Raw genomic sequence first — 26,079 nt, forward strand, 5'->3', positions numbered from 1 at the left:
GTTGCGATGGACGCGGCCTACGAGGCGACGCTCGCGCTGCACGCTTTGGCCGTATTGACCGGGGGGAGTGCGAAGGCCGGTCCGGACCGGTTTGTTGAGCTGGTCCGCTATCTGGCGGGGCGTGGAGAACTGCTGTCGACGGCGTATCCACTGCCGTTGCGGCCGTTGCGTTACGACGTGGAGCCTCCCCTCGGACTTGGTGCGCTTCTTGCCGAGGACCTGGGGGGTGCTGCCGGGTTGCGTGCCGAGTTGGCGGCTGTTCGTGCTGCCGGTTTGCTGGAGGTCGTCTACGAGCTCGCCGAGTGGGCCGAAGAGGCTGCTGTGTCGGGGCGGTCCGCTGGGAGGGGTGGTGCTGCCGTGGCGTTGGGGGCGCCGCGCAGGGACGGTGTCCACGTGCTCCTGAAACCGGTCGCCGACTGGTCCGCCGTGGCCGCGGTTGCCGTGGACTTCCATCCTGTGTCTGCTTCTGCGGCGGCTGCCACGCCCCCGGCGGGCCGGGTCGGTTCTGCGTCGTGGTCGCCGTTGACCAGGAATTTTGTCGTGGAAGCGGACCGGGCCGTGGAGTGTGCTCGTCGGCTGTTGGCGGGGCTGGGCCGACCTCAGGCGGCCGGGGTGCGGGCTTTCTTCGACGGCATGGCCGTCCAGTCCCCTTCCACGTTCAGTGAGGGGACCGCCGCGGGGGCCGTCGCTTTGACCTATCTTGCGCGGGAGGCGGGACTGCCCAGTCCGGCCGAGTTGGGGGTGTTCGTGGTCGCGGACGTCACCGCTGACGGGCGGTGGAGGCCGTCCCGTCACGAGCGGGTGGCCGTCGAGGCGGCGCGGGCTTGCGGGCTTCGTGTCCTTGCCGTGGGACGGGACGGGGAGTGGTCCCTCGACGGTGAGGGGGGCGTGCAGGGGGCCGGTACGGGGCTGGCAGCGGCGGCGCACCTGCTGTGGGGGGAGGGGTGGCAGGAGGCCCAGGACCGGTGGCATGGTGAACTGCTCCGCGAGCACGGTTGGAAGATCTGCTACGTCTCTCCTGGTGCGCGGTCCTGTGCCGAGTTCCCTTCGGCCTGGGGGAGGAGCGACGGGCTTCCCGTGGTCGAGCCTCCGCAGGTGGGTGTGCTGCAGAACCAGTACGTCGACCATCCGCGGCTCGGCACGGTCCTCGGTGGTCCTCCCAACAGCGGCAAGACCGTGATCGCGTACCGGTTGGCGCGGCGTCTGGAGAAGTTGCGGTGGAAGGTCCTGGTGATGGCGCCTTCCCACAAGAGCCTGTCAGCGGAGGGTTTTCTGCCGGCTCTGGTCCGTGCGGCCATGGCCCTTGCCGGTCTGTCGTCCCGGGACCGTGTCCTGGTGGTCATCGAGGATCTCCAGCCGTTGGAGGCGGTGGAGATCGGGGATGCGGTCTCGTCGGTGGTGTCGGAGGTCGGGGTCGGTGTGCTCGCCTTGGCCCGGTATTCCGCGGAGGCGGTGACGGAGTGGGAGTCCGGTACCGTCTCCCCGGTGGTCGCCGTGGTGGGGGCCGAGGAGGTGGCCGCTCTCGCCGAACGGATGGTCGAAGAGTGTCCCGAGGTGTACGGCGGTGCGGCGCAGTGTCTGCCGGCTCTGGTCAAGACGTGCAACAACGATCTGTGGCTGTTGGGTCGGCTGATGCGGGAGCTGACCTTCGATCCCCGCAGGGATCCGCTCGACCGGGTCAAGGACTTGGTGGAGCGGCATGTCCGGGAGCGGGCGGCCGGGATTCCCCGGGAATGCAGGGAACCGCTGCGGTTGGTGGCCGCTCTTTCCGAACTGGGAGAGCCGGTTCCCGTGGAGTACGTGCCGCAGGATGTGCTGGGCTCGTTGACGGATTTCGGGGTGCGGCGGGTCGACGGCGGTGTGCAGATTCCCAGTCAGAGGTACGCGGATTCTGTTCTCGGTGCGTTGGCCTCGAAGGGGAAGGGCGGCTCGGAGAGGCGGAGGGTGGTGGTCGCCCACCTGGTGCGGCTGCTGCGGGAGCAGAGATCCGAGCGGATCCTCAGCCTGCTGAGGGTGTGCCGTTCGTACGACCCCTATCTGCTCTCGGAGATTCTCGGGGACGACGAGGTCGGTGCGGGGGTCGCCGAGTGGACGCAGGCGGGGGACGTGTCCACGGTCGCCTCGGCGCTGGTGGTCTGTGACCGGGTGATGAGGCCCGGGTGGGTGGCGGAGCTGCTGCCCAAGCTCATCAGACGTGTCGTGGAGGGGGCGGGGCTCAGTGCGCGGCGGCTCTCGCAGGTCCTTCGCCTGATCATCCGGCACCACCACCACATCCAGGAGTCGGATCTCGACGCTTTCATGGAGTGGCTGTCGAATCCCGAGACGGGGCTCGTCCGGGCCTTGAACGGGGCGACGACCATGGAGGAACGGTATTTTCTGGCCCGTAACGTTTTTCGTCTCTATCGCGGTTCCGCTGCCGAGTTGGTGGTGGAGAACCAGGAGAGGTTCCTCCAGGAGGTCAATCCCGCCAGTGCCCGGGACCTCATCGGTGTGCGCCGGCTCGACAAGCTGGTGGCGCGTTGTCTGAGGCAGACCGAGGGGCTCCACTTCAGGCGTCCCCTGGAGACCGAGCCGCAGGTGCAGGACCTGTTGGAGTACTCTCCGCCGCCCGGCACGGGGGCTGGGGCGCTGATGGCCTGGCTCTCGATCCAGGTGCATTTCAGGAGGAGCGCCGACTGGGACGAGTTGATCAGCTCCTACCGGACGCATCTGGCCAACGCGCTGCGGAGGAGTGCTCCTTCTGAGATTGCTGCGGCCCTGAACGACCTGGCCGAGAACCATCGGGGGTTTTGCACCAGGCTGCTGAATACACTTCGGGTGGCCGATCAGTTGCGTGGGGTGCTGCGTGACGCCACTCCGGCGGAAGCCGCCAATCTCATCTCCACGGTGAGCAGGATTCACAGCGCGACGGTCAGGTACCTGCTGTACCGGGAGGTCAACGGCGTCCTCGTCGCCAATTCCGAGCTGGCGTCGGCCCTGGTGAAGCGGATCAGGGTGTTTCGGGACATCAAGGGCGCGGGGATGCTCCTGATCAGTACGCATCGGGCGGACGAGCTGTACTGCTCCACCAGGGAGGGTTTCGCGGAGAGGGTGGCGGAGGGCCTGGGCAGGGATTTCGCGCTGCAGTTGGTCCGGCACGAGCGACGGCCTTCCATTCTCTACTACTTTCTGCGGGGGCTTTGGGAGGCGAGGGCCAGTTACCGCAAGGATGTGGAAAGCAGCGCCCTGGAGCTGATCGTCCGTTCGCTGAAACGCGGGGGCAGTCGCCACTGGGCGGCGCGGTTGGCGTTGCTGCTCGCTGAGGACGACTATTTCGGCGAGGAGCTGCTGGGCAGGCTGTCGGAGCGGATCGATCCGGAGATCCTCGCGTTGCGCATGTCGCAGCGGCCGGTGAGGACGGAGAGTTTCGTGCATCTGCACCGGCTCGGGCAGGCCGTTCATCCGGACATTCCTCAGCGTTACCGCGGCATGTTCGACATGGACGCGATGCTGTCCGATTTCACGGCGGCCAGTCCCGGTGAGGTGGCCCAGAAGCTGAGGGTGGCTGCCAGGACTCTGATGATGAGCGGTTTTGAGGACGCCGCCATCGTCCTGCTCAGGCGGTTCGGTGAGGTGGCCCCCGCCTGGTCGTGGGGGGAGCAGCTGCGCCGGGCGCAGAGTGTCGAGGAGCTCACCCAGACGTTGGACAACCTGCGCAAGTTCGATCCGGCCACGGCGAACATCACGGTGGAGGAACTGGGGACCGTTGCCGGACAGGAGCGGTTCAGTGTCCTCCAGGATTTCGTGCTGCGTTCGGCTGGCGACCCCAGTCAGGTCACGGAGTTGCTGCGTGCGGTCAACGCGATCGAGCCGAGGTGGGGCCTGGAGCTGTTGGCCACGCTGCGGCAGCACGGGCAGAGGTGGGAGACGTTCACCAACGAGTTGAAGTACGAACAGGATCCCAGCAGCCAGGGCAGGATCGGACGTCATCTGGCGAGGATGGGGGTCCTGCCGGGGCGGGGTGACCTTCCGTGGATGAAGGAGCTGGTGGAGGAGAAGTGGCTCAAGGTGGTCCATCTTCTGGCCAGTCCCCGCGCCGTGACGGAGTTGCTGAAGCTGTCCTTCGTCTGGGACGACCAGTGGGGACAGCGTTTGGCCGGAAACATCGACCACGGCAAGGTCCTCAGCAGGATCCGGCTCGGGGCCACGGAGGACCTGCGGGCGGTTCCGGGACTGCTCAACATGCTCTTTCTGACCCGGCAGTACGCCTTGGCCGCGGAGGTCGTCGGGTGTGTCGAGGCGTTCGACGACGATGACCTGGCCGGTCGGATGGGTTTGGCGGGGGCCTGCCAGCTGCTCCGGCAGCTGTACCGGTACCGGGCTGCGACGGCGGAGGCGTTCGGGGCGGCGACGGCGAGACTGCTGGATACCGGTCGGCTGCGTCACCTGGTCATCGACCAGGACAGCCATTGGTTCGCCCTGGGGTGGGCTGCGCAGACGCTGCGGGAGCTGGGGTTGGAGTCGCTGCTGCCGACGGGGGACCCGGTGCTGCGGGGCACCCTCGCCTCGGCGGCTGAGCTGTGCTGGGCTGCGACGTGGTATTCCGCTTCCGAGTGGGCACGCGACGTTGTGGGGTGGACTTTTCCGGTCCTGCTGCGTTCGGTGCGTTCCTGGCGGCAGGGCGACCGGCTCGCCATCGCCCTGGTTGCGGGGGCGCGGTCGGGGAGGGTGGAGGAACTGGTCAGGGACGACGTCTTCTGGAGGCCGATGGTCGATGCCGATACGGGGCTGTTGACCGTGGCCTTCCGGGAGGCTCTGAAGTACCCGGAGCTCACGGCTGTGTTGAAGGCCCTCAAACCCGCGCTCCAGCAGAGGGTGAGGTCCCGTGTCTACCGGATCGATCCGTGGGTCGGGGAACTGCGGAGTCTTGTGGCTCGGGTTCCCGATCCGCCGGGGACGTCGGGGGGGCTGTTCGGTCCGGGGGGACCGTTCGGGGCCGGGTGACCGCTGTCCTTTCGGGGGTGAGGGCGTGGCGGTTTGGGGCCGGCCTGGTCGGGGTGCTGTGGTGGGCCTGGGCCGGGTGGGCTGTGGTTTCGGTGGGGAGTGCCGGGCAGGGGGTTCGTGGGCGGGGGGAAAATTCGGCGGCGGTGGCCCGGGGGTCTGCACTAGGGTGACGCGAGTTATCCGACCCGGACGACAAGTTGGAGTAGTTGCATGCGGGAACTCGTCTACTGCATCTCCGTCACCATTGACGGCCGCATCGCCGGCCCCGGGGGAGAGTACGAGTTCTTCCCCCTGGGGGATGAGGAGCAGGCGGCCGCCTACAGCGAGTGGAGCCAGACCCACTATCCGGACATTCTTCCCACGCATGTGCGTGCCGCCCTGGGGGTGGGCGAGGCGCCCAACCGGCACTTCGACACCGTGGTGATGGGGCGGGGCGCTTATCAGCCCGCGTTGGACGCGGGGATCACCAGCCCGTACGGGCACCTGCGCCAGTACGTGGTCTCCAGCACGCTGGAGGCGGGTCTCGATCCGGCGGTGACCGTGGTCGACGGCGATCCGGTGGCCTTGGTGCGTGAGCTCAAGCAGCAGGAGGGCAAGGACATCTGGTTGTGCGGGGGCGGTCGGCTCGCGGGTGCGTTGCTGGGGGAGATCGACCGGATGGTCGTGCGGACCTATCCGGTGGTCGCGGGTGCGGGGATCCCGGTGTTCGACGGGGAGTTCGACCCCACCCTGTTCACGGTGGAGGACCGCAGGTCCTTTGCCAACGGTGTCACCGTCACCTGGTTCGCCCGGCGGTAGGGCCGTGGTGGGTGTCCGGTCGGTGGGCGCGGGGCGTCGGCGGGACCGGGAGTTCGACCTTGCTTGAGGTTGTCGTGGTGCGGGGGGTGTCCGTGGTGGTTTGACCTCAACCGTGGTTGAGGGTGCAGAGTGGGGGTGACCCCAGCGGAAGATCCGCTCCCGTGGTTCGGGGCCGTGCGGCCCCGAACCACGCATTGTTGTGGGGGAGGGCGGCCTTGCCGGGCGGGCCGCCTCGGTGCGGGTGGCGTGCGGGGTCAGTTCGCTGTCGGTGCGGGGGTCTGGAGGACGGCGGGCACCAGTTCGCCGGAGGCGACGCGTTCCCGGAGCACGAACTTCTGGATCTTTCCGGAGGGGGTCAGCGGGAAGGTGTCGGTGAAGAACCACAGTTTGGGGGTTTTGAACGGGGCGAGGTGGGCCCGGCAGTAGGTGTGCAGTTCCTCGACCGTGGGCGGTTGTTGCGGGTCGGCGGCGCGGACGGCTGCTCCCACCTGTTCGCCCCAGTGCGGGTCGGGGACGCCGAAGACGGCCACGTCGGCGACTTGGGGGTGCTGGTGCAGCAGTTCCTCGATCTCTCGGGGGTGGATGTTCTCGCCGCCGCGGATGATGATGTCCTTGAGGCGTCCGACGAAGCGGACGTATCCGCGTTCGTCCATGGTTCCCATGTCGCCGGTGTGCAGCCAGCCCTCCGAGTCGATCGTCGCCGCCGTCTCCTCGGGCATGTTGTAGTACTCCAGCATGTTCTGGTAGCCGCGGGCGCAGATCTCGCCCTCCGTGCCGAGGGGGACCGTCGCGCCGGTTTCGGGGTCGGCGATCTTCACTTCGACGTGGAAGAGCGGTCGGCCCAGGGTTTCGGCCTGGTCGTCGTCGTTGTCGGTGGGGTGGGTCTGGGTGACGACGCCGTGGAGTTCGGCTTGGCCGAAGAGCATCGAGAAGTCGCAGTCGAGGATGGACTTGGTGCGGCGTACCAGTCCGGCGGGCACGGCTGAGCCGCCTGACATCACCGTGCGGAGGCTGGACAGGTCGCGGTCGGGGCGGTCGGGGTGGTCGAGCAGGGCCATGAGGATGGTGGGGACGGTCAGGATCATGCTGCCGCGTTCGGCTTCGATGAGTTCGAGGACCAGGGCGGGGTCGAACTGCGGGACGACCACCTGGGTGCCGCGGCGGGAGAGGGTGCCCACGCAGGCCAGGACGCCGCCGCCGGTGTGGAACAGCGGGATCGGGTTGATCCAGACGTCTCCGTCGTGGAAGCCGGAGCGTTGGGTGGACATCTGGGCGGTGTTGACGACGCCGAGGTGGTGGAGCATCGCTCCCTTGGCGAAGCCGGTGGTGCCGGAGGTGTAGATGATCAGGGCGGGGTCGTCGGGGTGCACCTCGGGCAGGGCGGTGGTGGGTGTGCCGGTGGCCAGGAAGTCCGCCCAGTCGTCGAAGCAGAGGGTGTCGCGTAGTTCGGGCAGGTCGTCGCGGATCTGGGCGACCACGTCGGGCATGCGGACGCCTCGGTAGACGTTGCCGTGGACCAGGCCCGCGGCCTGGGACTGCCTGAGGGCGTAGCGGAGTTCTTCTGCTCGGTACTGCGGGTTCACGGTCACCAGGACCAGGCCGGCCAGGGCTGCGCCGAACTGGAGTACCACCCATTCGGGGCGGTTGGCCTCCCAGACGGCCAGTCGCTCGCCGGGGGAGAAGCGGGTGAGCAGGGCGGCGGCGGTCTTCTCGGCTTCGGTGAGGAGTTCGGCGTAGGTCCAGCGGCGGCGGGGGGCGGGGCCGGGGTGGCCGTCCACGAGGGCGACGCGGTCGGGGACCTCGGAGGCGACGCGGCGCAGCAGCTCACCGACGGTGGTCCTGGCGAGCGGGGTGCTGGTGTCGGCCAGCCAGTGGGAGGTCCGCAGGGGCTGGGGGAGGGCAGGGGTCGACGGCATCGGGGTTCCCAATCCTTCACTCGGTTGCGGTGAGTACTGGGGGTTGTGGGGTGTGCGGGTGCGGGGGTGATGTGGAAGACCACAATAGATGTGATGCGGGGCACACTAACCCTTCTTTGACTTTGACGTCAAGTTCACAGGAGAAAACTCGGTTCTGTCAATGAACTTGACGTCAAAGTCAAAAATCCCTACTTTGGGGGCATGACCGAGCACGAGGCCCCCCCGCACCCCGCAGGCCCGCACGGCGAACTCCTCCGCCGCCTCGAAGCGGCCGACCCGGCCCCGAAAGCCCCCCGGGAACTGTCCGCACGGGGACGCGCCGAACTGCTGTGCGACCCCGGAACCTTCACCCCCACCGGAGCGCTGCGGCGCAGCCACAGCCGCCAGGAAGGCCCCCGCTTCGACGGCGACGGAGTCGTGACCGGCTGGGGCACGATCCAGGGCCGCCCCGTCGCCGTGGTCAGCCACGAGTTCGCCCGGGGCGGCGGCTCGATCGGCACGGGATTCGCGGCGAAGGTCGCGCGCCTGCAGGACCTGGCCGTCCAACGGCGGATGCCCGTCGTCTACCTCAACGACTCCGGCGGCGCCCGCATCCACGAGGGCATCGAGTCCCTCGACGGCTGCGGCGCCATCTTCCGGCGCAACGTGCTGGCCCGGGAGGTGGTCCCCCAACTGTCTGTCGTCATGGGACCGTGCGCCGGCGCGGCCGCCTACTCCCCGGCACTCACCGACTGGACCGTCATGGTCCGTGGAAGCGGCCACATGTTCCTGACCGGACCCGACGTGGTCCGCGCGGCCACCGGGGAGGAGGTCACCCCCGACGAGATCGGCGGCGCCGCCCTGCACACCCAGCTCAGCGGCGTGGCGCACCTCGCGGCCGACACCGACGCCGAGGCCCTGGCCGCGGTGCGGCGCATCCTCGGCTACCTCCCCTCCTGGCGCGGCGGGGCCCTGCCGACCACCGCGCCGCGCCGGCCCGACCCCGCGGCCGCCGGCCGGCTGGCCGGCCTCGTCCCCCGACGCAGCAGCAGCCCCTTCGACATGCGCGACCTGCTGCGCGGCGTGGTCGACGGCTCCGAGTTCTTCGAGCTCATGCCGGGGTACGCGCCCAGCGTCATCACCGCTTTCGCCCGGCTGGGCGGGGTCCCGGTCGGCGTCGTCGCCTCCCAGCCCATGCGGCGCGGCGGCATCCTGGACATCGCCAGCTCCCGCAAGACCGCCAGGTTCGTACGGTTCTGCGGCCGCTTCGGCCTGCCGGTCCTCACCTTCGTCGACGTGCCCGGCTTCATGCCCGGCACCCGGCAGGAGAGCGGGGGCATCATCACCGAGGGCGCGGAGGTGCTCGCCGCCTACGTCGAGACCCGCACCCCGCGGTTGACCGTCGTGGTCCGCAAGGCCTTCGGCGGGGCGTTCATCGCCCTGGGCTCCAAGTCGCTGGGCGCCGACTTCGCCTGGGCCTACCCCGATTCCGAACTCGCGGTGATGGGGCCGGCGGGTGCGGTCAACATCCTGCACCGGCGCCGGCTCGCGCAGGCCGAGGACCCCGAGGCGCTGCGCCGGGAACTGGCCGACGACTACCGCGAACGCGTCACGCGGCCCTTCGCCGCCGCGGAGACGGGAATCGTCGACGACATCATCCTGCCGGAGCAGACGCGGGCCACGCTGCTGGCCGCGCTCGCCCTGTACCACCCCGGCGCGGCCGAGGAGACGGCCCCGCCGTCCTGACGCAAGACCCCCTGACCCCCGGTGACCGAACGGAGTGGGACGACATGCCGCATGAAGTGTTGGCGGAACTGCCGGGCAACGTCTGGCAGGTGCTGGTCGAGACCGGCCAGCGCGTTGCGACCGGTGAGTACCTGCTGGTCATGGAGACGATGAAGATGGAGATCCCGGTCCTGGCGGAGGTGGACGGCTCGGTCGCGGAGGTGCGGGTCGCCCCCGGGGACCGGGTGCGGGAAGGCGACACCCTGGTGGTGGTGGAGCCGTGACCGTCTTCGCTGATGCCGCCGAACTGCTCGCCGCCCAGGGGCGGGAGCTGGGGGTGGGCCCGTGGATCACGATCGACCAGGACCGCATCGACCTGTTCGCTGAGGCCACCGGTGACCGCCAGTGGATCCACGTCGACCCCGAGCGTGCCGCACAGGGGCCGTTCGGGGCCACCGTCGCCCACGGCTACCTCACCCTGTCCCTGCTGGCCTCGATGCTGGGCGAGTTGCTGCGGGTGCCCACCGCCGCCATGGCCGTCAACTACGGGCTGGACCGGGTCCGCTTCCCCGCCCCGGTCCTCTGCGGGTCGCGGGTGCGGGCCCGGGCGGGCATCCACCAGACGTCCCGGGTGGGTGAGGCCGTCCAGGTCGCCGTCGACCTGGTGGTGGAGGTGGAGGGGACCGACAAACCGGCGTGCGTGGCGCGGATGCTGGCCCGCTACTACTTCAGGGCCGCCTGACGTGCTCGCTGGGACGCCGACGGACAGGAGTGGTGGCAACACCGTGTCGACACCGACGATCGAAGAGTTCATCCGTGAGGCCGAGCAGTGGCTGGAATCGACGGGGCTGCCCAGGCGCAGGAGCGAGGGCGAGGCGGCCTGGGGGGAGGGCGAGCACGACGTCTCCGTCTTCCACAACCTGGACCACGAGGCCGAACGGGCGCTGCTGGGGCGGTTGCAGGACTGGCAGCGGCGCAAGTTCGAGGCCGGGTTCGGTGCGCTGACCTGGCCTGAGGAGTACGGCGGCCGCGGGCTGCCGGTGGCCTACGAGGACGCCTTCGCCGAAGTGGAGGGGCGTTATGAGACCCCCCGGGCGCACGAGCTGTTCTCCGTGACCCTGCACCTGATCGCCCCGACCATCCGGCTGCTGGGCACGCCGCAGCAGCGGGAGCGTCTGATCCGTCCCCTGCTGGCCGGCCGGGAGCTGGCCTGCCAGCTGTTCTCCGAACCCGAGGCGGGCTCCGACCTGGCCGCGTTGGGCACGCGCGCGGTGCGTGACGGCGACTCCTGGGTCGTCACCGGCCAGAAGGTGTGGAGTTCGGGGGCGCAGTTCGCCCAGTGGGGGCAGTTGCTGGCCCGGACCGATCCCGATGTTCCCAAGCACGCGGGGATCACCGCGTTCATGGTCCCCATGGACCTGCCCGGGGTGGAGGTGCGGCCGCTGCGTCAGATGTCCGGCGGCACCAGTTTCAACGAGGTGTTCCTGACGGAGGTGCGGGTTCCCGACGCGCTGCGGTTGGGGCAGGTCGGGCAGGGCTGGCAGGTCGCTTTGACCACCCTCGGGTTCGAGCGTCAGGCCAGTTCCGCCAACGAGCACGTCGGCGGCACCTGGGAGCAGTTGCTGGCGCTGGCCCGCTGGGCCGGGGCCGACCGTGATCCGCTGGTGCGCCAGGGCCTGGCGCGGGTCGCCATCGGGCAGCGGCTGGCCCGGGTCGCCAACGCCCGCGACCGCAGCGACCGGGAGAACGGGCGGCCGCTCGGCGCGGTCGGGTCGGTCCGCAAACTGCAGTGGGTGCGTCGCATGCTCGCCGTCTCCGAGGTCGCCCGTGATGTTCTCGGGCCGCGTCTGGTGGTCGACAGCGGGGAGTGGGGCACCTACTCGTGGTCGCAGCACGTGCTGGGAGTCCCCGGGTACCGCATCGCCGGCGGGAGCGACGAGATCCAGCGCACCATCATCGCCGAACGTCTGCTCGGGCTTCCGCCCGAGCCGCGTGAGGACCGTGACAAGCCGTGGAAAGAGGTACGACGGTGAGGCCGAACACCGGTGGCGGGGCAGTCCTGGAGGGCAAGGTCGCGCTGGTCACGGGGGGCAGTCGAGGGCTGGGGCGCGAGATCGTGCTGGCTTTCGCCCGCGCCGGCGCCGACGTCGTCATCACCAGCCGCAAGCTGGACAGCTGTCGGGAGCTGGCCGAGCACGTCCGTGCGGAGACCGGGCGGCGTGCCCTGCCGTACGCCGCGCACGTCGGGGACTGGGAGCAGCTCGACGAGCTGGTCGAGGCGGCCTACGGTGCGTTCGGCCGTGTCGACGTCCTGGTCAACAACGCCGGGATCGCGCCGCTGTACCCGAGTCTGGACCAGGTCAGCGAGACGCTGTTCGACAAGGTCGTCGGCGTCAACCTGAAGGGCCCCTTCCGGTTGAGTGCGCTGGTCGGCGGGCGTATGGCGGCGGGGGACGGCGGTTCGATCATCAACATCAGCAGTATCGCCGCGGTGCGTCCCACCCCCAACGAGCTGCCCTATGCGGCGGCCAAGGCGGGCCTGAACACCATCACCGCGGGTTTTGCGCAGGCCCTGGGGCCGAAGGTGCGGGTCAACGCGATCATGGCCGGTCCCTTCCTGACCGACATCAGCAGGGCGTGGGACATGGAGGCGTTCGAGCGGGACGCCGCGCGTTTCCCGCTGCGGCGGGGCGGGCGTCCGGAGGAGATCGTCGGTGCGGCGCTGTACCTGGCGGGTGAGGCGTCCAGTTACACCACCGGTGCGGTGATCGCCGTCGACGGCGGTCGTTCCGCGATGACGATGTAGCGGCCCGCCGTGTGGAGCGCAGACAGGATGCGCCCCGCGTCGGCGGGGCGGACCAAGGAGGCGAGATGAGCGGAACCCGGTTGGTGGACGAGTCGCTGTTCTTCGACCCGCCCGGCACACCGCCCGACGGTGTGCGGCTGGCCGGCGGCGAGTGCGGTGGGTGTGCGACCACGACCTTCCCGGCCCAGGACTCCTGTCCCCGGTGCGGGGCGGTGGGGATGGAGCGGGTCCCCCTGCCGCGGGAGGGCAGGCTGTGGGCGTTCACGGTGCAGAACTTCGAACCCAAGCCGCCCTACCGGTCCTCGGGGCCCTTCGTCCCCTACGGGGTGGGCTACGTCGACCTCGGCCCGGTGCTGGTGGAGAGCCGGCTGACCGAGAACGATCCGGCGCGGCTGCGCACCGGGCAGGCCATGCGGCTGTGCCTGGTCCCGGTCTTCACCGACGAGGACAGTGTGCAGGTGCTGACCTATGCGTTCGGACGAGTGGACGAGGGGGAGCGGTGAGCGTGGACGGTGTGGCGGTTGTCGGTGTCGGGATCCACAGGTTCGGGCGTATCGAGGGGGTGTCGGGCCGCGGCATGGGCGCGCACGCGGTGCGTGAGGCGCTCGCGGACGCGGGTCTGGCCTGGGAGGACGTGCAGTGCGCCTTCGGGGGCAGCTACTCCTCCGGTGACGCCGACTCCCTGGTCTCCGACCTGGGGCTGACCGGTGTGCCGTTCGTCAATGTGGCCAACGGGTGCGGCACGGGCGGTTCGGCGCTGCTGGCGGCGCGCAACGCGATCCTGTCCGGCCAGTGCGACACGGCCGTGGCGGTCGGTTTCGACAAGCACCCGCCGGGGGCCTTCAACGAGGATCCGGCCAACCTGGGGCTGGGGGCGTGGTACGGCCAGACCGGCATGATGCTGACCACCCAGTTCTTCGCGATGAAGATCCAGCGGTACATGAGCGAGTACGGCATCAGCCACGCCACGCTCAGCCGGGTGGCGGCCAAGGCGTTTCGCAACGGTTCGCTCAACCCGTACGCCTGGCGGCGTCGGCCGCTGAGTGTCGAGCAGATCGCGGCCGCGCCGATGATCAACTACCCCCTCACGCAGTACATGTTCTGCTCGCCCGGGGAGGGCGCGGTCGCGCTGGTGCTGACCCGGGCCGACCGGGCCGGGGACTTTCCCGCCCCGCCGGTGTACCTGCGGGCGGTGGAGTTCCGGTCGCGTCGGTTCGGGTCCTTCGAGGTGTACAGCCCGTGGCTGTCCCCGCAGCGGGCCGAGGGGCCCACGGTCGAGGCGGCTCGGGCGGCGTTCGAGGCCGCCGGGATCGGGCCGGAGGAGATCGACGTGGCCCAGGTGCAGGACACCGAGTCCGGGGCGGAGATCATGCACATGGCCGAGACCGGGCTGTGCGCCCACGGGGAGCAGGAGCAGTTGATCGCGCAGGGCGCCACGGAGATCGGCGGGCGGCTGCCGGTCAACACCGACGGCGGGGTGCTGGCCAACGGCGAGCCGATCGGTGCGAGCGGGCTGCGGCAGGTGCACGAGGTCGTGCTGCAGTTGCGCGGCAGTGCGGGCAGGCGCCAGGTCCCCTCTGGTCCCCGCACCGGGTTCACCCACGTGTACGGGGCGCCGGGCATCAGCGTGTGCACCGTCCTGTCCCGTTGAACGCGAAAGAGAGTGTGGTCATGGCCTGGGATTTTTCCACTGACGAGGACTACCAGAAGGAGTTGGACTGGGCTGACGCCTTCGTCCGCGACGAGGTCGAGCCGGTCGACCAGGTGATCGAGCACGCCTGGAACGTGCACGACCCGCTGCGCAACAGGCTCATCAGACCGTTGCAGCAGCGGGTCCGCGAGCGCCGGCTGTGGGCCTGCCACCTGGGGCCCGACCTGGGCGGTCCGGGATACGGCCAGGTGAAGCTGGCGCTGCTCAACGAGATCCTGGGGCGCAGCCACAGTGCCCCGGTCGTGTTCGGCTGCCAGGCGCCCGACTCCGGCAACGCCGAGATCCTCGCCCACTACGGCACGCCCGAGCTCAAGGAGCGCTACCTGGCTCCCCTGCTGGAGAACGAGATCGTCTCCTGCTACTCGATGACCGAGCCCCAGGGCGGTTCCGATCCGACGGAGTTCACCACCCGCGCGGTCCTGGACGGTGACGAGTGGGTCATCAACGGGGAGAAGTGGTTCTCCTCGCACGCCCGTTTCGCGTCCTTCTACATCGTCATGGCGGTGACCGATCCCGAGGCGCCGCGGCACAGGCGGGCCTCCATGTTCGTCGTGCCCGCGGACACCCCGGGGGTGAGTATCGTCCGCAACGTCGGGGTGTGGGGGCACGAGGAGACCGAGGGCACCCACGCCTACGTCCGCTACGAGGACGTGCGTATCCCCCGCGACCACCTGCTCGGGGAGCGCGGCGCCGGGTTCGAGGTGGCGCAGACCCGGCTGGGCGGGGGGCGGATCCACCACGCCATGCGCACGGTCGGCCTGGTCAAGCAGTCGCTGGAGATGATGCTGGAGCGTGCGGTGTCGCGCACCGTCTCCGGGCGGAGGCTGGGGGAGCGGCAGCTGGTGCAGGAGATGATCGCCGACTCCTGGATCCAGATCGAGCAGTTCCGGCTGCTGGTGCTGCAGACGGCGTGGAAGATCGACCGGTACAACGACTACCGCCGGGTCATCCCCGACATCGCGGCGGTCAAGGCCGCGATGCCCCGGGTCCTGCTCGACGTGGCGGGCCGCGCCATCCAGATCCACGGCTCGCTGGGGATCTCCACCGAGATGCCCTTCGGCCGGTGGGCTCTGGAGAGCTACCACATGGGGTTGGCCGACGGGGCCACCGAGCTGCACAAGATGCAGTTGGCCAGGCGGCTGATGCGGGAGGTGCAGCCGGTGGACGACCTGTTTCCCAGCCGGCACCTGCCGAAGCTGCGGGCCCGTGCCGAGCAGCGCTACGCCGAGGTGCTCGCGGAGTTCGGCGCCGAGCAGGGCGGGGTGGCGCGGTGAAGGAGACGCAGCGGGCCGAGGTCGCTCCGGTGCGGCCGGGCGAGGAGTTGGACTGGCCGCGGTTGGAGGCCTACCTGCGGGCCAGTCTGCCCGAACTGGAGGGGGAGTTCTCCGTCCTGCAGTTTCCCAACGGGTCGGCGAACCTGACCTACCAGGTGCGTTTCGGGGAGCGGCGGCTGGTCGTGCGGCGTCCGCCGTTCGGGGTCATCGCGACCGCGGCCCACGACATGCACCGGGAGTACCGGGTGCTGTCCAGGCTGTACCGGCACTTTCCCCGTGCTCCGCGGGCGTTGCTGTACTGCGGGGACGAGGGGGTCATCGGGGCGCACTTTCTGGTCATGGAGTACCGGCCGGGGGTGGTCGTGTGGGACAGCATCCCCGAGTCGATGGCCGGTGAGCCCGATGCGGGGCGTCGGATCGGGTTGGCGGTGGTGGACGCGCTGGCTGACCTGCACCGGTTGCGGCCCGAGGAGTGCGGGCTGGCCGATCTGGGTCGGCCCCAGGGGTATCTGGAGCGGCAGTTGCGGGGGTGGCGGGGCCGCTGGGAGGCGGTGGCCCCGGGGTCTGACACCCCGGTGCACCGGGCCGGTGAGGCGCTGGCCGCGAGGGTGCCGGTGTCGGGGGCGGCCACGATCCTGCACAACGACTACAAGGTCGACAACTGCCAGTTCGCCCACGGTGACCCCGACCGTGTGGTGTCGGTGTTCGACTGGGACATGGCCACGCTCGGCGATCCGCTGGTGGACGTGGGCACCCTGCTCAACTACTGGCCCGGTTCCGATGGGACGGCCGCGTTGGCTGTTCCCGGGCTGGAGCGGCTGGGGCTGCCCGACCGCGAGGAGGTCGTCGCCCGCTACTCGCAGCGGGTCGGGGTGCCGTTGGAGTTGGCGGACCTGGCCTGGTACGAGGCGTTCGGCTGCTGGAAGACCGCGATCATCATGCAGCAGCTGTACGTGCGTTATCTGCGTGGTGAGACGACGGATGCGCGTATGGCCGAACGGGGCGGCCAGGTGGAGGCGCTCGCCGAGCGGGCGCTGGAGTTGCTCGGGGCGGGAGGTGCCGGGTGATCGTCGAACAGACTGCGGAGTTGGCGGCGCTGCGCGAGGTGGTCCGGGACTTCCTCGGTGCGGTGGATCCCCGGGAGTGGGCCGACTCCGTCGAGCGGGTCGACCGGCGGCTGTGGCGGCGTGCCTGTGTGGAACTGGGGATGGCGGCCGTGGACGTGCCCGAGGAGTTGGGGGGCGCGGGGATCGGTTTTGCCGCGCTGGCCGCGGTGGTGGAGGAGGCGGGGCGGACGCTGGCGCCGCTGCCGCTGCTCAGTTCGGTGGTGCTGGCCCAGGGGCTGCTTGTGCTCAGCGGTGACGGTGAGGCGCAGCGGGCGTACCTGCCGGCGCTGCTGTGCGGGGAGAGCATCGCCGCTGTGGCGTTGGACGGCGACGGCGGCGAGGTGACGGCGGTGTGCTCGCCGCAGGGGGAGTGGCGGCTGTCGGGGCAGCGGCAGCGGGTGCTGGACGGGCTGGTCGCGGACCTGCTGCTGGTCGTGGCGCGCACGCGGGAGGGGCCCGCGGTCTTCGCGGTCGAGGCGGCTGGCGGCGGGGTGGTGCGCAGCGCCCAGGAGTCGATGGACCTGACCCGCCGGTTCGCCCGCGTCGGCTTCGACGGGGCGGTGGCCCGGATGGTCGGTACGCCGCAGAGCACCGGCGAGGTGCTGCGGCAGGTGCGGCAGCGGCTGGCTGTCGCGGTGGCCTGTGAGCAGTTGGGCGGGGCCGAGCGGGTGGTGGAGATGGCGGTGGCCTATGCCGGGACCCGGGTCCAGTTCGGGCGGGTGATCGGCTCCTTCCAGGCGATCAAGCACCGGTGCGCGGAGTTGGCGGTGGAGGTGGACGAGTGCCGCTCCGCGGTCGCTCACGCGGTGTGGGCGGTGCAGGAGCGTCCGGAGGAGCTGCCGCTGGCCGCCGCGATGGCTGGGGCGGTGTGCGGTCCGGTGTTCTTGCGGTGCGCCCTGGAGAACGTGCAGATCCACGGTGGGATCGGGTTCACCTGGGAGCATCCGGCGCATCTGTACGTCCGGCGGGCCGAGAGTGATCGTGCGTTGTACGGGGAGGCTCGTGCGCACCGTGAGGAGGTGTTGCGGGCGCTGGGCGTGTGAGGCGCGGGCGGGCCGGGACGCCCCCGGCCTGCCGGTGCCGGGCCTGGGGTGCGGGGGAGGCCCGGACGGGTTGGGGTGACCTGGAACACCCCATGTATTGACGCTGACGTCATATTCATTTTAGTGTTTGGCCATCCACGTGGAAGCAAGGCTCCTCCACCGTCTCCGTAAGGATCGATATGAAGCGAGAATCCCCCTGGATCCGGGCCACGCTGGCGGGCGTGGCGGCCACGACCGTGCTGGTGACGACGGCCTGCGCGGCGGGTGAGGCGGACTCCTCCGGCGACACCGACGCCCTGCGCGTGGGCCTGCTCTTCTCGCTGACCGGCCCCGCAGCGCCGTTCGGGATCAGCGAACGCAACGGGGCCAAGGTCGTGCTGGACGACATCAACGCCCGCGGAGGGATCAACGGGCGGCCCGTGGAGTACGTCGAGGCCGACGACAAGAGCGACCCCACCGAGGCGGCACAGCAGGCGCGGGCCCTCATCACCCAGCACCAGGTCGACGTGATCATCGGCACCACCAGCGGAGGCAACACCATGGCCTTCGCGCCTATCGCGGCCTCCTCCAAGGTCCCGGTCCTGGCCACCAACGGCACGATCGACGTGACCAGCAAGGACAACGACTTCTGGCCGTGGGTCTTCCGGGCCGCCCCCAGCGACCTGATCACCGCGAAGGTCATGTTCGACCAGGTGATCAGCGAGGGGCACCGCAAGATCGCCGTCTTCGCGGAGGAGACCGGCTACGGCGACAGCACACTGGAGTACCTGGAGGAGCTCATCGCCGCACAGGACGGCGCCGAACTCGCCACGGTGGCCCGGGCCGCGGTCGCCGACACCGACTTCTCCGCCCAGGCCACCAAGATCAGGAAGGCCGACCCCGACGTGGTCCTGCTGGTCACCTCGATCCCCACGCTCGGCTCCGGCATCACCCGGTCGCTGCGCCAGTCGGGCTCCGAGGTCGCGCTGTGGGGGCCGATCGGCCTGGCCCAGGAAGCGTTCATCACCGGTGCGGGATCCGCGGCCGAAGGCGTCCACATGGTGGCCATGAACGACTGGAACAACCCCTCCGAGGACGAACAGCAACTCGCCGCCCTCCTGGAGGCCGCGGGCGAGAAGGGCACCTCCTACGAGGTCGCCGGCTCCAACGGGGCCCAGGCGATCGAGGCGGCCGCCGCCACGATCGAGGGCGAGATCACCGGGGAGAAACTCCGCGACGCCCTGGAGAACGTGTGCGGCCTCGACACCTACGCCATCGGCGAGGGCGTCTGCTACACCGAGGACGACCACGACGGATACGGCGAGGACTCGCTGACCATGCTGGTCGTCCAGGACGGCGCGTTCACCACCTACCAGCCCTGACCCACCGGGGGCAGCGCTCGTCCGCTGCCCCCGTCTCCCGTGGCCCACAACAGCGGCGTGCTCCCCGGTCCCCGTCTGAGGGGGCCGGGGAGCACGCCGCTGCGGCTCAGCGCAACGGAGGCCACCGCAGCGCCGGACCGGACAGGTCGGCGTTGGCCCGCCGCACCGCGGCGACCGCCTCCTCCGACAGTCCCGCCCGGCGCAGCACCTCCTCGGTGCAGTCGGCCCGCGGCGCCGGATCGGCGTGCCCCAGCCAGTCGACGCGGGGAAACGGGTCGACCCCCGCCCGCGACACCGAGACCCGCCGCCCCATGTGGGGGTGGTCCGCGACCTCCGAGGGCTCCAGCACGGGAGTCAGGCACGCGTCCACCGACTCGGCCAGCGCCGCCCACGCGTCACGGTCGCGTTCGGCGAACCGGGCGGCCAGGGTCTCGGTCAACGCCGGCCATGTGTCCGGGTCGAGGTGGTCGGGCACCGGACCGGCCAGGTCCAGCAGCCGCCACAGCGCGGCGAAGAACTTGGGTTCGATGGCGCCCACGGCGACGTAGCGGCCGTCGGCGCACCGGTAGCAGCGGTAGAAGGGCGCCTCGCCGCCGACCAGGCCCCGGCCGCGCCCCGGCAGCACCGAGGTGCCCCAGGCGGCGAACCAGGTGCCCATCATCGACAGCACCCCGTCGACCATGGCGGCGTCCACGAAACGTCCCCGGCCCGTGCGCTCCCGCTCCAGCAGCGCCCCCAGGATGCCCAGCACCGCCCACAGGCCGCCGCCGCCCAGGTCCGCCACCAGGTTCAGCGGCGGCAGGGGCGGCCCGTCGGGCGGTCCGAGACAGCCGAGCACCCCGGTCAGGGCCAGGTAGTTGATGTCGTGGCCGGCCCGCTCGCGGGCCGGCCCGTCCTGGCCGTAGCCGGTCAGCGAACAGTAGACCAGGCGCGGGTTCACCTCAGACAGCTGCGCGTACCCCGCGCCGAGCCGCTCGGCCACCCCCGGGCGGAAACCCTCCAGGAACACGTCGGCGTCGCGGACCAGGGCGTGCAGGGCCTCCACCCCCGGCTGTGACCGCAGGTTGAGGGTGACGGGGCGTTTGCCGACCGACAGCTCGGGCAGGGCCTCGCCGGTCGGGCCGCCGGTGACCGTGATGACCTCGGCGCCGAGCCGGGCCAGCAGCAGGGAGGCGTAGGGGCCGGGGACGTTGCGGCTGATGTCGACCACGACGGTTCCGGCCAGCGGGGCTCGGCTGCTCATCGGCCCGCCTCCGCGACGGCCGTCCCGGGCTGGGGGTGCTCGGCCGGCCGGTCGGTGAGGTGGCCCTGCTCGATGCGGACGACGCGGTCGGCCAGCGCGGTGGCGAACCGCGTGTTCTGCTCGGCCAGCAGGATCGTGATCCCGGTGCTGCGCAGCTGGGTGAGCGCCTCCCCGATGGCGCGCAGGACGCTGGGGGCCAGCCCCTGGGAGGGCTCGTCGAGGAGGATGGCCGCGGGGTCGGCGAGCAGCGCCATGCTGATGGCGAGCATCTGCTGTTCGCCGCCGCTGAGCAGCCCGGCGGGTTTGGCGGCGTAGCGGTCGAGCACCGGAAACAGCGACGACGTCAACTCGCGGCGCTCGGCCCGGCGCCGCTGGGGGGTCCGCCGTGCGGCGATGGCCATGTTCTCCGCGACGGTCATCGACGCGAAGACGTTGCCCCTGGACTCGGGGACGAAGGCGAGGCCGGCGCGGGCCCGGCGGGCCGCCGACAGCCCGGTGAGGCTGCGCTCGCCCAGCACGACCTCGCCCGACTTCTGGCTCAGGCCGGCCAGGCCGCGCAGCAGGGTGCTCTTGCCCGCGCCGTTGGGGCCGAGGAGGGCCAGGAACTCCCCCGCCGCGACGTGCAGGTCGATGGAGCGGCAGACGACGAGCCGACCGTACCCGGCGGTGAGGGAACGACACGACAGGCTGTTCATGACGCGGGGACCTCCTCGTCCTCGTCGGCGGCGTAGCCGAGGTAGATGCGGCGCACGCGCTCGTCCGCCGCGACCGTCCCGGGGTGGTCGTCGAGCAGCACCCGGCCGCCGGACAGCACCAGGATGCGGTCGCACAGGTCCAGCACGAGGTCGAAGTTGTGCTCCACGATGAGGACCCCGACCCCCTCGGAGGCCAGGCGGCGCAGTTCGTCGGCGAGCAGGCGCTGCTCGCCCTCGCCCAGACCGGCGGCGGGCTCGTCCAGCAGCAGGTACCGGGGGGACATCGCCATGGCGCGGGCCACCTCGACCAGGCGGACGTGTCCCAGCGACAACTCCCCGATCTGGGTGTGGCGCTCCTCGGCCAGCCCGAAGCGGTCGAGCAGGCGGGCCACGCCCTCGCCGACCCGCCGCTCCCGGGCGCGCACCCACGGCAGCCACAGCGCCGAGGACAGCAGTCCGGCGCTGGCCACGGGGGAGAAGCCGCAGGCCACGGCCTGCCAGACGGTCACCCGCGGGTCGAAGCGGGGGGTTTGGAAGGTGCGGGCGATGCCGAGGCCGATCCTGCGGTGGGCGGGCACCCGGGAAAGGTCCGTCCCGTCCACCGACACGTGGCCGGAGTCGGGGCGCGCGAAACCGGTCAGGCAGTTGAACAGGGTGCTCTTGCCGGAGCCGTTGGGGCCGATGACCCCCTGGACCGCTCCTGCGGACACCTCGACGCCGACGCCGCTGAGCGCGGCGACGCCGCCGAAGCGGATCGACACGTCACGGGCGACGAGGCTCATCGGGTCACCTCCTCGGGGACGGGCTGTGCGGGGGTGGGGGGTCCGGCCTGGTCGGGGGATGGGGGGCGGCGGCGCGGCCGCCCGCGCAGCGCGGTCCAGGCCTGCCGGGCCAGGCCGAGCAGGCCGTCGGGGGCCGCGAGGAGGGCGACGACCAGAGCGGAGCCGTAGAGCAGTCCCTGAGCGGCTTCGGAGGGCAGCGCGTTCTGCACGAAGACCAGGACGGTGGTGCCCACGACCGGGCCGAGGACGTAGCGGCTGCCGCCGACCACCGCCATGAGGATCGCCGTGATCGACAGGGCGCTGGGCAGCGACTCGGGTGCCAGGTACTTCAGGTGGTGGGCGTACAGCCATCCGGCCACCCCGGCGATGCCCGCGGAGAAGCTGAAGACGGCCGCGGTCCGGCGGGCGACGTTCACTCCGTCGGCGCGGGCGCGCAGCACGTCGTAGCGGATGGTCTGCAGGCTCCGCCCGTGGCTGGTGCGGACCAGGTTGGCGTACAGGGCCGTGACGGCCACCACGACCGCCCAGGCGAAGAGGTGGTAGGAGAACAGGTCCTCGGCCCAGGGCAGGGAGGGGATGGCGGAGATCCCGATGTAGCTTCCGGTGAGGTCGCCGCCCTCGCGCAGCAGGATCACGACGATCTCGCCGAAGACGAGGGTGGCGATGGCCAGGGCCAGGTGCGACAGCCGGCTCACCAGGCGGGCCAGCGGGTAGGCGACCAGGACCGGGACCGCGACGGCGGCGGCCAGGCCGGCCAGGACGGGCAGGTCCCAGCGGGTGGTGGCGATCGCGGTGGCGTAGCCGCCCAGGGCGGCGAACGCCGCCTGGGCGACCGAGAGCACGCCGGCCTGGCCGTAGCTGGCGGCCACCGACAGGGCGAGCAGGGAGAAGACGGCGACGGTGATGGACAGGTCGAGGGAGGCCGGGTCGGCGTGGATGAACAGGGTGATCGCGAGGACGCCGGCGGCGAGCGCAGCGGTGGGCGCCTGCCGCCGCAGCAGGGAGGAGTGGTTCATGGCAGACCTCATGCCCGGCTCACCACCATGGCGGAGCGGCCGCTGGCGAGGAAGACGAAGATGAACAGGTAGGGGATGACGGCGGCGAGTCCGCTGGAGGTGTAGCCGGTGACGAGTGCTTCGACGACGCCGAAGAGGAGGCCGCCGACGAAGCCGTGCACCGGGCCGCGGAATCCGAAGAGGACGGCCGCGCCGATCGCGGTCAGGGTGATGTGCAGGCCGGAGGTGTAGGTGACTCCGGAGGTGTAGAGGATGAGGACGCCGGCGGTCGCCGCGAGCAGGCCGCCGATCAGCAGGGCGGTGAACTGCAGCAGTTGCACGGGGATTCCGGCGAGCTGGGCGCCCAGGGCGCTGTCGGCGCAGGCGCGCAGCGACCGTCCCAGCGGGGTGCGTCGCAGCAGCAGGGTCAGGGCGGCCATGGCGGTCAGGCCGAACACCAGGTTGAGCACGGACAGCGGGTTGATGCTCACGCCCGCGGCGTTCCAGTGGCTTTCCAGGCCGTGGCCGACGATGGGTTCCCGGCCGTGCAGCAGCAGGACCAGCGCCTGCAGGGCGAAGGCGATGCCGAAGGTCGCCAGGACGATGGTGATGGGGTCGACCGAGCCGCGGGAGCGCAGCAGCAGGTAGACGACGCCGACCACGGCCGAGCTGGCCACGCCTGCGGCCACGCCCAGCAGGATGCCGCTGAGGCCGCCGATCGCGGCCGCGGTCGTGGCGGCCAGGACGGCGTGGCCGCCGACCGCGGCGTCCACCGAGTGCGTCGTGGTGTACACGACGCTGATGGGCAGGGCCACCAGGCCGTAGGCCGCGCCCAGCAGGATGCCCTGGACGAGGTATTCGAGGATGTCGGTCATGCTGTGCCCTCCCGGGGCGATGCGGACTCCAGTTGTTGGCTGATCTGGCGGATCGACAGTCCGGCCGCCTTGTAGTCCCAGGTGGTCGCGGTGACGCCCCGTTCGCGCAGCGCCTGTTTGCGGATCTTGTCGGTGGGGGTGCGGGGGAGTTCGTCGACGAGTTCGATGTAGCGGGGGACCATGGAGTGCGGCAGGTTCGCGACCAGGTGGGTGAACAGGTCGCGCAGGTCGACCGCGCTGTTGTCCGAGCAGCGCAGGTACAGTTTCACCTCGTCTTCGGAGTGGGAGGCGGGGACGCCCACGGCGGCGCACTCCAGGACGCCGGGGTAGGTCGCTGCGGCGTACTCGATGTCGTAGGACGAGATGTTCTCGGCCTTGCGGCGGATGCGGTCGCCGAGCCGGTCGACGAAGTAGAGGTGGCCGTCGGCGTCCAGGTATCCGGCGTCGCCGCTGTGGAAGCGGAGGTTGCGCCAGGCCCTGACGGTCTGTTCGGGCATGCCGAAGTAGCCCTGCATGATGATCCAGGGGTGGCGGGGGCGGACGGTGATCTCGCCGACCTGGCCGGGGGGCAGGACCTCGTCGGTCTCGGGGTCGACGATGGCGATCTCCACCAGGTCGTCGCGGGGGCGGCCGGCTGATCCGGGGCGCAGTTCGGAGTCGTAGGGGCGCCAGCAGCAGGCGGTCACCTCGGTCATGCCCCAGGTCTCCAGGGCGCGGACGGCGAAGCGTCGTTCGAAGTCGGCGCCGATGGCGGCGGGCAGGGGGGCGGCCAGCAGGGCGCGCAGCGGGTTGTCGGCGTCGTCGGGCCGCCGCGGCTGGCGGTGGATCATCTCGATCATGGGGCCGTGGGCGATCGACACGGTGGCGTTGCAGGCGCGGATCCGGTCGATCCAGGTCGCGGGGTCGAAGACGGGGTCGAGCACGACCGGGCAGCCGGCGACCAGGGCGGAGTAGACGGCGCCGAACCGGCCCGCCATGTGGAACAGCGGGTGGAAGCAGTAGAAGACGTCCTCGCCGGTGATCCGCAGTCCTTCGATGCACTCCCGGGCGATGGTGTGGGTCTGGGCGTGGGTCATCATCACCCCCTTGGCGGGGCCGGTCGTCCCGGAGGTGTAGAGCACAGTCGACAGGTCGCTGTGGCGGGGGGTGGCGGGGGAGTAGGGGTGTTCGGGCAGGTCGGCCAGGCGCACGACCTGGAAGCGGGCCTCGGGGGGCGGGGCGGGGGCGGGGGAGTCGTCGATGAGGACCACGGTCTGCAGGGTGTGCAGGCGGGCGGCGACCTCGTAGAGGCGGTGCAGGGCCGCGGAGTCGGCGAGCAGGACCCGTGCCGCGGGCAGGTTCACCCCGTGGACGAGGGTCTGGCCCCGGTAGGCGGGGTTGAGCGGGACGTCGACGGCGCCCAGGAGGCTGAGGGCGAACCAGCCGTAGACCGTCGCCTTGGTGGTGGGGGCCATGACGAGGACGAAGTCGCCGGGGCGGATGCCTGTGCCGGCCAGGCGGGAGGCGAGGCGTGTGGCGTGTTCGTGGGCTTGGCGGAAGGTGTCCGCCGGGTCCGTTCCGATGGCCAGGAACGGGCGGTCGGGCAGGTGTGCTGCGCGGTCTGCGAGGTGCCATCCGATGGTCCAGGTGTTGCTGGGACCCCAGGAAGCGAGGACTTCCGTGTCCGGACGATTCATCAGTGATCGACCTTGCCTTGTGGAGAAACCCGGGCGTGGGCCGTGCGGGGGCGGGAACGGCCGGGGTTGTGTCTTGGGTCACTCCGAACTCTAGAGAGGAAATGAAATTGACGTCAAGGTCAAAACGGGCGCCGCCCGGTGCCCTCGGGCGGCGCCCCGACACGGGGCCGGTCCGCGCGGCGGATCAGGCCCCGGGGACCTCCCCCCACATGTTCGCGTTCGGCGCGGCCCGCTCCACCAGGCCGGGAACGACCTCGGTCAGCTCCCCGACCTCCCAGCGGGCCCCCTTGTCCACCCCGGGGCCGGCACGCCACCCCTCGGCCACGCTGATCCGGCCGCCCCACACGTTGAAGACGCGGCCGGTGACCCCGGCCGAGTGCGGGCCGCCGAGCCAGACCACCAGGGGGGACACGTTCTCCGGAGCCATGGCGTCGAAGCCGTCGCCGTCGGCCCGGGCGCCGTCCAGGACCGCCAGGTCCTCCGTCATCCGGGTGCGGGCCCCCGGCGCGATCGCGTTGACCGTGACGCCGTAGCGGGCCAGCTCGGTCGCGGCGATCACGGTGAACGCCGCGATCCCCGCCTTGGCGGCCCCGTAGTTGGCCTGTCCGACGTTGCCGTACAGCCCGGAGGGGGAGGAGGTGTTGATGACGCGGGCGTCGACGCTGCGCCCGGCCTTGGCCTCCGCCCGCCAGTGGGCCGACGCCTCCCGGGTGCAGCTGAAGGTGCTGCCGAGATGGACGCGCACGACCTCGTCCCACTCCGGGCGGTCCATGTTGACCAGCATGCGGTCGCGCAGGATGCCGGCGTTGTTGACCAGCACGTCCAGCCGGCCGAACTCCGACAGCGCCGTCTGCACGACCGAACGGGCGCCCTCCGGGTCGGCGGCGTCGGCGTAGTTGGCCACGGCCCGGCCGCCCAGGGCGCGGATCTCGGCCACCACCGAGTCCGCCGCCTCCGACGATCCGCCGCGGCCGTGGACGTCACCGCCCAGGTCGTTGACGACCACCGCGGCGCCCTGCCGGGCGAACTCCAGGGCGTGGGCGCGGCCCAGCCCGCGGCCGCCCCCCGTCACGATGACGACTCGGCCCTCACACATCGCGGTCATGCGCAG

21 protein-coding genes are annotated in these 26,079 nt (G+C 71.0%); 13 read left to right on the plus strand and 8 right to left on the minus strand.

Annotated elements, in window-relative coordinates; genetic code table 11:
* Positions 1 to 6: 6 nt before the first annotated feature.
* The gene (locus tag FOF52_RS05510; protein WP_248592749.1) at positions 7 to 4,983 is read left to right on the plus strand and encodes a hypothetical protein; all 4,977 of its coding nucleotides are present in this window, start codon (positions 7 to 9) and stop codon (positions 4,981 to 4,983) included.
* A 210-nt stretch (positions 4,984 to 5,193) separates the two neighbouring features.
* Positions 5,194 to 5,781, plus strand: coding sequence for a dihydrofolate reductase family protein (locus FOF52_RS05515; protein WP_248592750.1), 588 nt, complete (start codon positions 5,194 to 5,196; stop codon positions 5,779 to 5,781).
* Between the two features lie 254 nt (positions 5,782 to 6,035).
* On the opposite strand, the gene FOF52_RS05520 is transcribed toward FOF52_RS05515, so the two are convergent.
* Positions 6,036 to 7,697, minus strand: a complete 1,662-nt coding sequence (locus FOF52_RS05520) for an AMP-binding protein (protein ID WP_248592751.1) — start codon at positions 7,695 to 7,697, stop codon at positions 6,036 to 6,038.
* 201 nt (positions 7,698 to 7,898) lie between these two features.
* Between FOF52_RS05520 and FOF52_RS05525 the strand changes: the two genes are divergently transcribed.
* The 11 genes from FOF52_RS05525 (at position 7,899) to FOF52_RS05575 (ending at position 18,702) form a co-directional block, all read left to right on the plus strand.
* Positions 7,899 to 9,422 (plus strand): acyl-CoA carboxylase subunit beta, encoded by a 1,524-nt coding sequence (locus tag FOF52_RS05525; protein ID WP_248592752.1) that lies wholly within the window; start codon positions 7,899 to 7,901, stop codon positions 9,420 to 9,422.
* A gap of 44 nt (positions 9,423 to 9,466) precedes the next feature.
* Positions 9,467 to 9,685 (plus strand): biotin/lipoyl-binding carrier protein, encoded by a 219-nt coding sequence (locus FOF52_RS05530; RefSeq protein WP_248592753.1) that lies wholly within the window; start codon positions 9,467 to 9,469, stop codon positions 9,683 to 9,685.
* A complete protein-coding gene (locus tag FOF52_RS05535) occupies positions 9,682 to 10,143 on the plus strand; it encodes a MaoC family dehydratase (RefSeq protein WP_248592754.1) in 462 nt (153 codons plus the stop codon). The genes FOF52_RS05530 and FOF52_RS05535 overlap by 4 nt, the downstream gene beginning before the upstream one ends.
* A 43-nt stretch (positions 10,144 to 10,186) precedes the next feature.
* Positions 10,187 to 11,434, plus strand: coding sequence for an acyl-CoA dehydrogenase family protein (locus FOF52_RS05540; RefSeq protein ID WP_248592755.1), 1,248 nt, complete (start codon positions 10,187 to 10,189; stop codon positions 11,432 to 11,434).
* Positions 11,431 to 12,207, plus strand: a complete 777-nt coding sequence (locus FOF52_RS05545; protein ID WP_248592756.1) for an SDR family NAD(P)-dependent oxidoreductase — start codon at positions 11,431 to 11,433, stop codon at positions 12,205 to 12,207. The genes FOF52_RS05540 and FOF52_RS05545 overlap by 4 nt, the downstream gene beginning before the upstream one ends.
* A gap of 65 nt (positions 12,208 to 12,272) precedes the next feature.
* Entirely contained in the window at positions 12,273 to 12,710 is a 438-nt protein-coding gene (locus FOF52_RS05550; RefSeq protein WP_248592757.1) for a Zn-ribbon domain-containing OB-fold protein, read from the plus strand.
* Positions 12,711 to 12,721: 11 nt separating this feature from the next.
* A complete protein-coding gene (locus tag FOF52_RS05555) occupies positions 12,722 to 13,858 on the plus strand; it encodes a thiolase family protein (protein ID WP_248592758.1) in 1,137 nt (378 codons plus the stop codon).
* 20 nt (positions 13,859 to 13,878) lie between these two features.
* A complete protein-coding gene (locus FOF52_RS05560) occupies positions 13,879 to 15,192 on the plus strand; it encodes an acyl-CoA dehydrogenase family protein (protein WP_248592759.1) in 1,314 nt (437 codons plus the stop codon).
* Complete coding sequence (locus FOF52_RS05565) at positions 15,189 to 16,259, plus strand: phosphotransferase family protein (RefSeq protein WP_248592760.1); 1,071 nt, start codon at positions 15,189 to 15,191, stop codon at positions 16,257 to 16,259. Before FOF52_RS05560 ends, FOF52_RS05565 begins: the two co-directional genes overlap by 4 nt.
* Positions 16,256 to 17,341: an acyl-CoA dehydrogenase family protein gene (locus tag FOF52_RS05570; RefSeq protein ID WP_248592761.1), complete on the plus strand. Its 1,086-nt coding sequence runs from the start codon at positions 16,256 to 16,258 to the stop codon at positions 17,339 to 17,341. Before FOF52_RS05565 ends, FOF52_RS05570 begins: the two co-directional genes overlap by 4 nt.
* A 179-nt stretch (positions 17,342 to 17,520) precedes the next feature.
* Positions 17,521 to 18,702 carry an ABC transporter substrate-binding protein gene (locus FOF52_RS05575; protein WP_248592762.1) on the plus strand — a complete coding sequence of 394 codons (1,182 nt, stop codon included), beginning with the start codon at positions 17,521 to 17,523 and terminating at the stop codon, positions 18,700 to 18,702.
* Between the two features lie 106 nt (positions 18,703 to 18,808).
* Here FOF52_RS05575 and FOF52_RS05580 read toward each other — a convergent pair whose 3' ends face one another.
* The 7 genes from FOF52_RS05580 to FOF52_RS05610 form a co-directional block, all read right to left on the minus strand.
* Positions 18,809 to 19,945, minus strand: coding sequence for a CaiB/BaiF CoA transferase family protein (locus FOF52_RS05580; protein ID WP_248592763.1), 1,137 nt, complete (start codon positions 19,943 to 19,945; stop codon positions 18,809 to 18,811).
* The gene (locus tag FOF52_RS05585; protein WP_248592764.1) at positions 19,942 to 20,640 is read right to left on the minus strand and encodes an ABC transporter ATP-binding protein; all 699 of its coding nucleotides are present in this window, start codon (positions 20,638 to 20,640) and stop codon (positions 19,942 to 19,944) included. The genes FOF52_RS05580 and FOF52_RS05585 overlap by 4 nt, the downstream gene beginning before the upstream one ends.
* Complete coding sequence (locus FOF52_RS05590; RefSeq protein WP_248592765.1) at positions 20,637 to 21,422, minus strand: ABC transporter ATP-binding protein; 786 nt, start codon at positions 21,420 to 21,422, stop codon at positions 20,637 to 20,639. Before FOF52_RS05590 ends, FOF52_RS05585 begins: the two co-directional genes overlap by 4 nt.
* Positions 21,419 to 22,450, minus strand: a complete 1,032-nt coding sequence (locus tag FOF52_RS05595; RefSeq protein WP_248592766.1) for a branched-chain amino acid ABC transporter permease — start codon at positions 22,448 to 22,450, stop codon at positions 21,419 to 21,421. The genes FOF52_RS05590 and FOF52_RS05595 overlap by 4 nt, the downstream gene beginning before the upstream one ends.
* Positions 22,447 to 23,292, minus strand: a complete 846-nt coding sequence (locus FOF52_RS05600) for a branched-chain amino acid ABC transporter permease (RefSeq protein WP_248592767.1) — start codon at positions 23,290 to 23,292, stop codon at positions 22,447 to 22,449. Before FOF52_RS05600 ends, FOF52_RS05595 begins: the two co-directional genes overlap by 4 nt.
* The gene (locus FOF52_RS05605; RefSeq protein WP_248592768.1) at positions 23,289 to 24,968 is read right to left on the minus strand and encodes an AMP-binding protein; all 1,680 of its coding nucleotides are present in this window, start codon (positions 24,966 to 24,968) and stop codon (positions 23,289 to 23,291) included. Before FOF52_RS05605 ends, FOF52_RS05600 begins: the two co-directional genes overlap by 4 nt.
* Before the next feature lie 184 nt (positions 24,969 to 25,152).
* On the minus strand, positions 25,153 to 26,073 hold the full coding sequence (locus FOF52_RS05610) for an SDR family oxidoreductase (RefSeq protein WP_248592769.1): 921 nt from the start codon (positions 26,071 to 26,073) through the stop codon (positions 25,153 to 25,155).
* Positions 26,074 to 26,079: the final 6 nt, after the last annotated feature.

Origin of the sequence: Thermobifida alba (genome assembly GCF_023208015.1) — a bacterium.
In the GTDB taxonomy this organism is placed as follows: Bacteria; Actinomycetota; Actinomycetes; order Streptosporangiales; family Streptosporangiaceae; genus Thermobifida; species Thermobifida alba.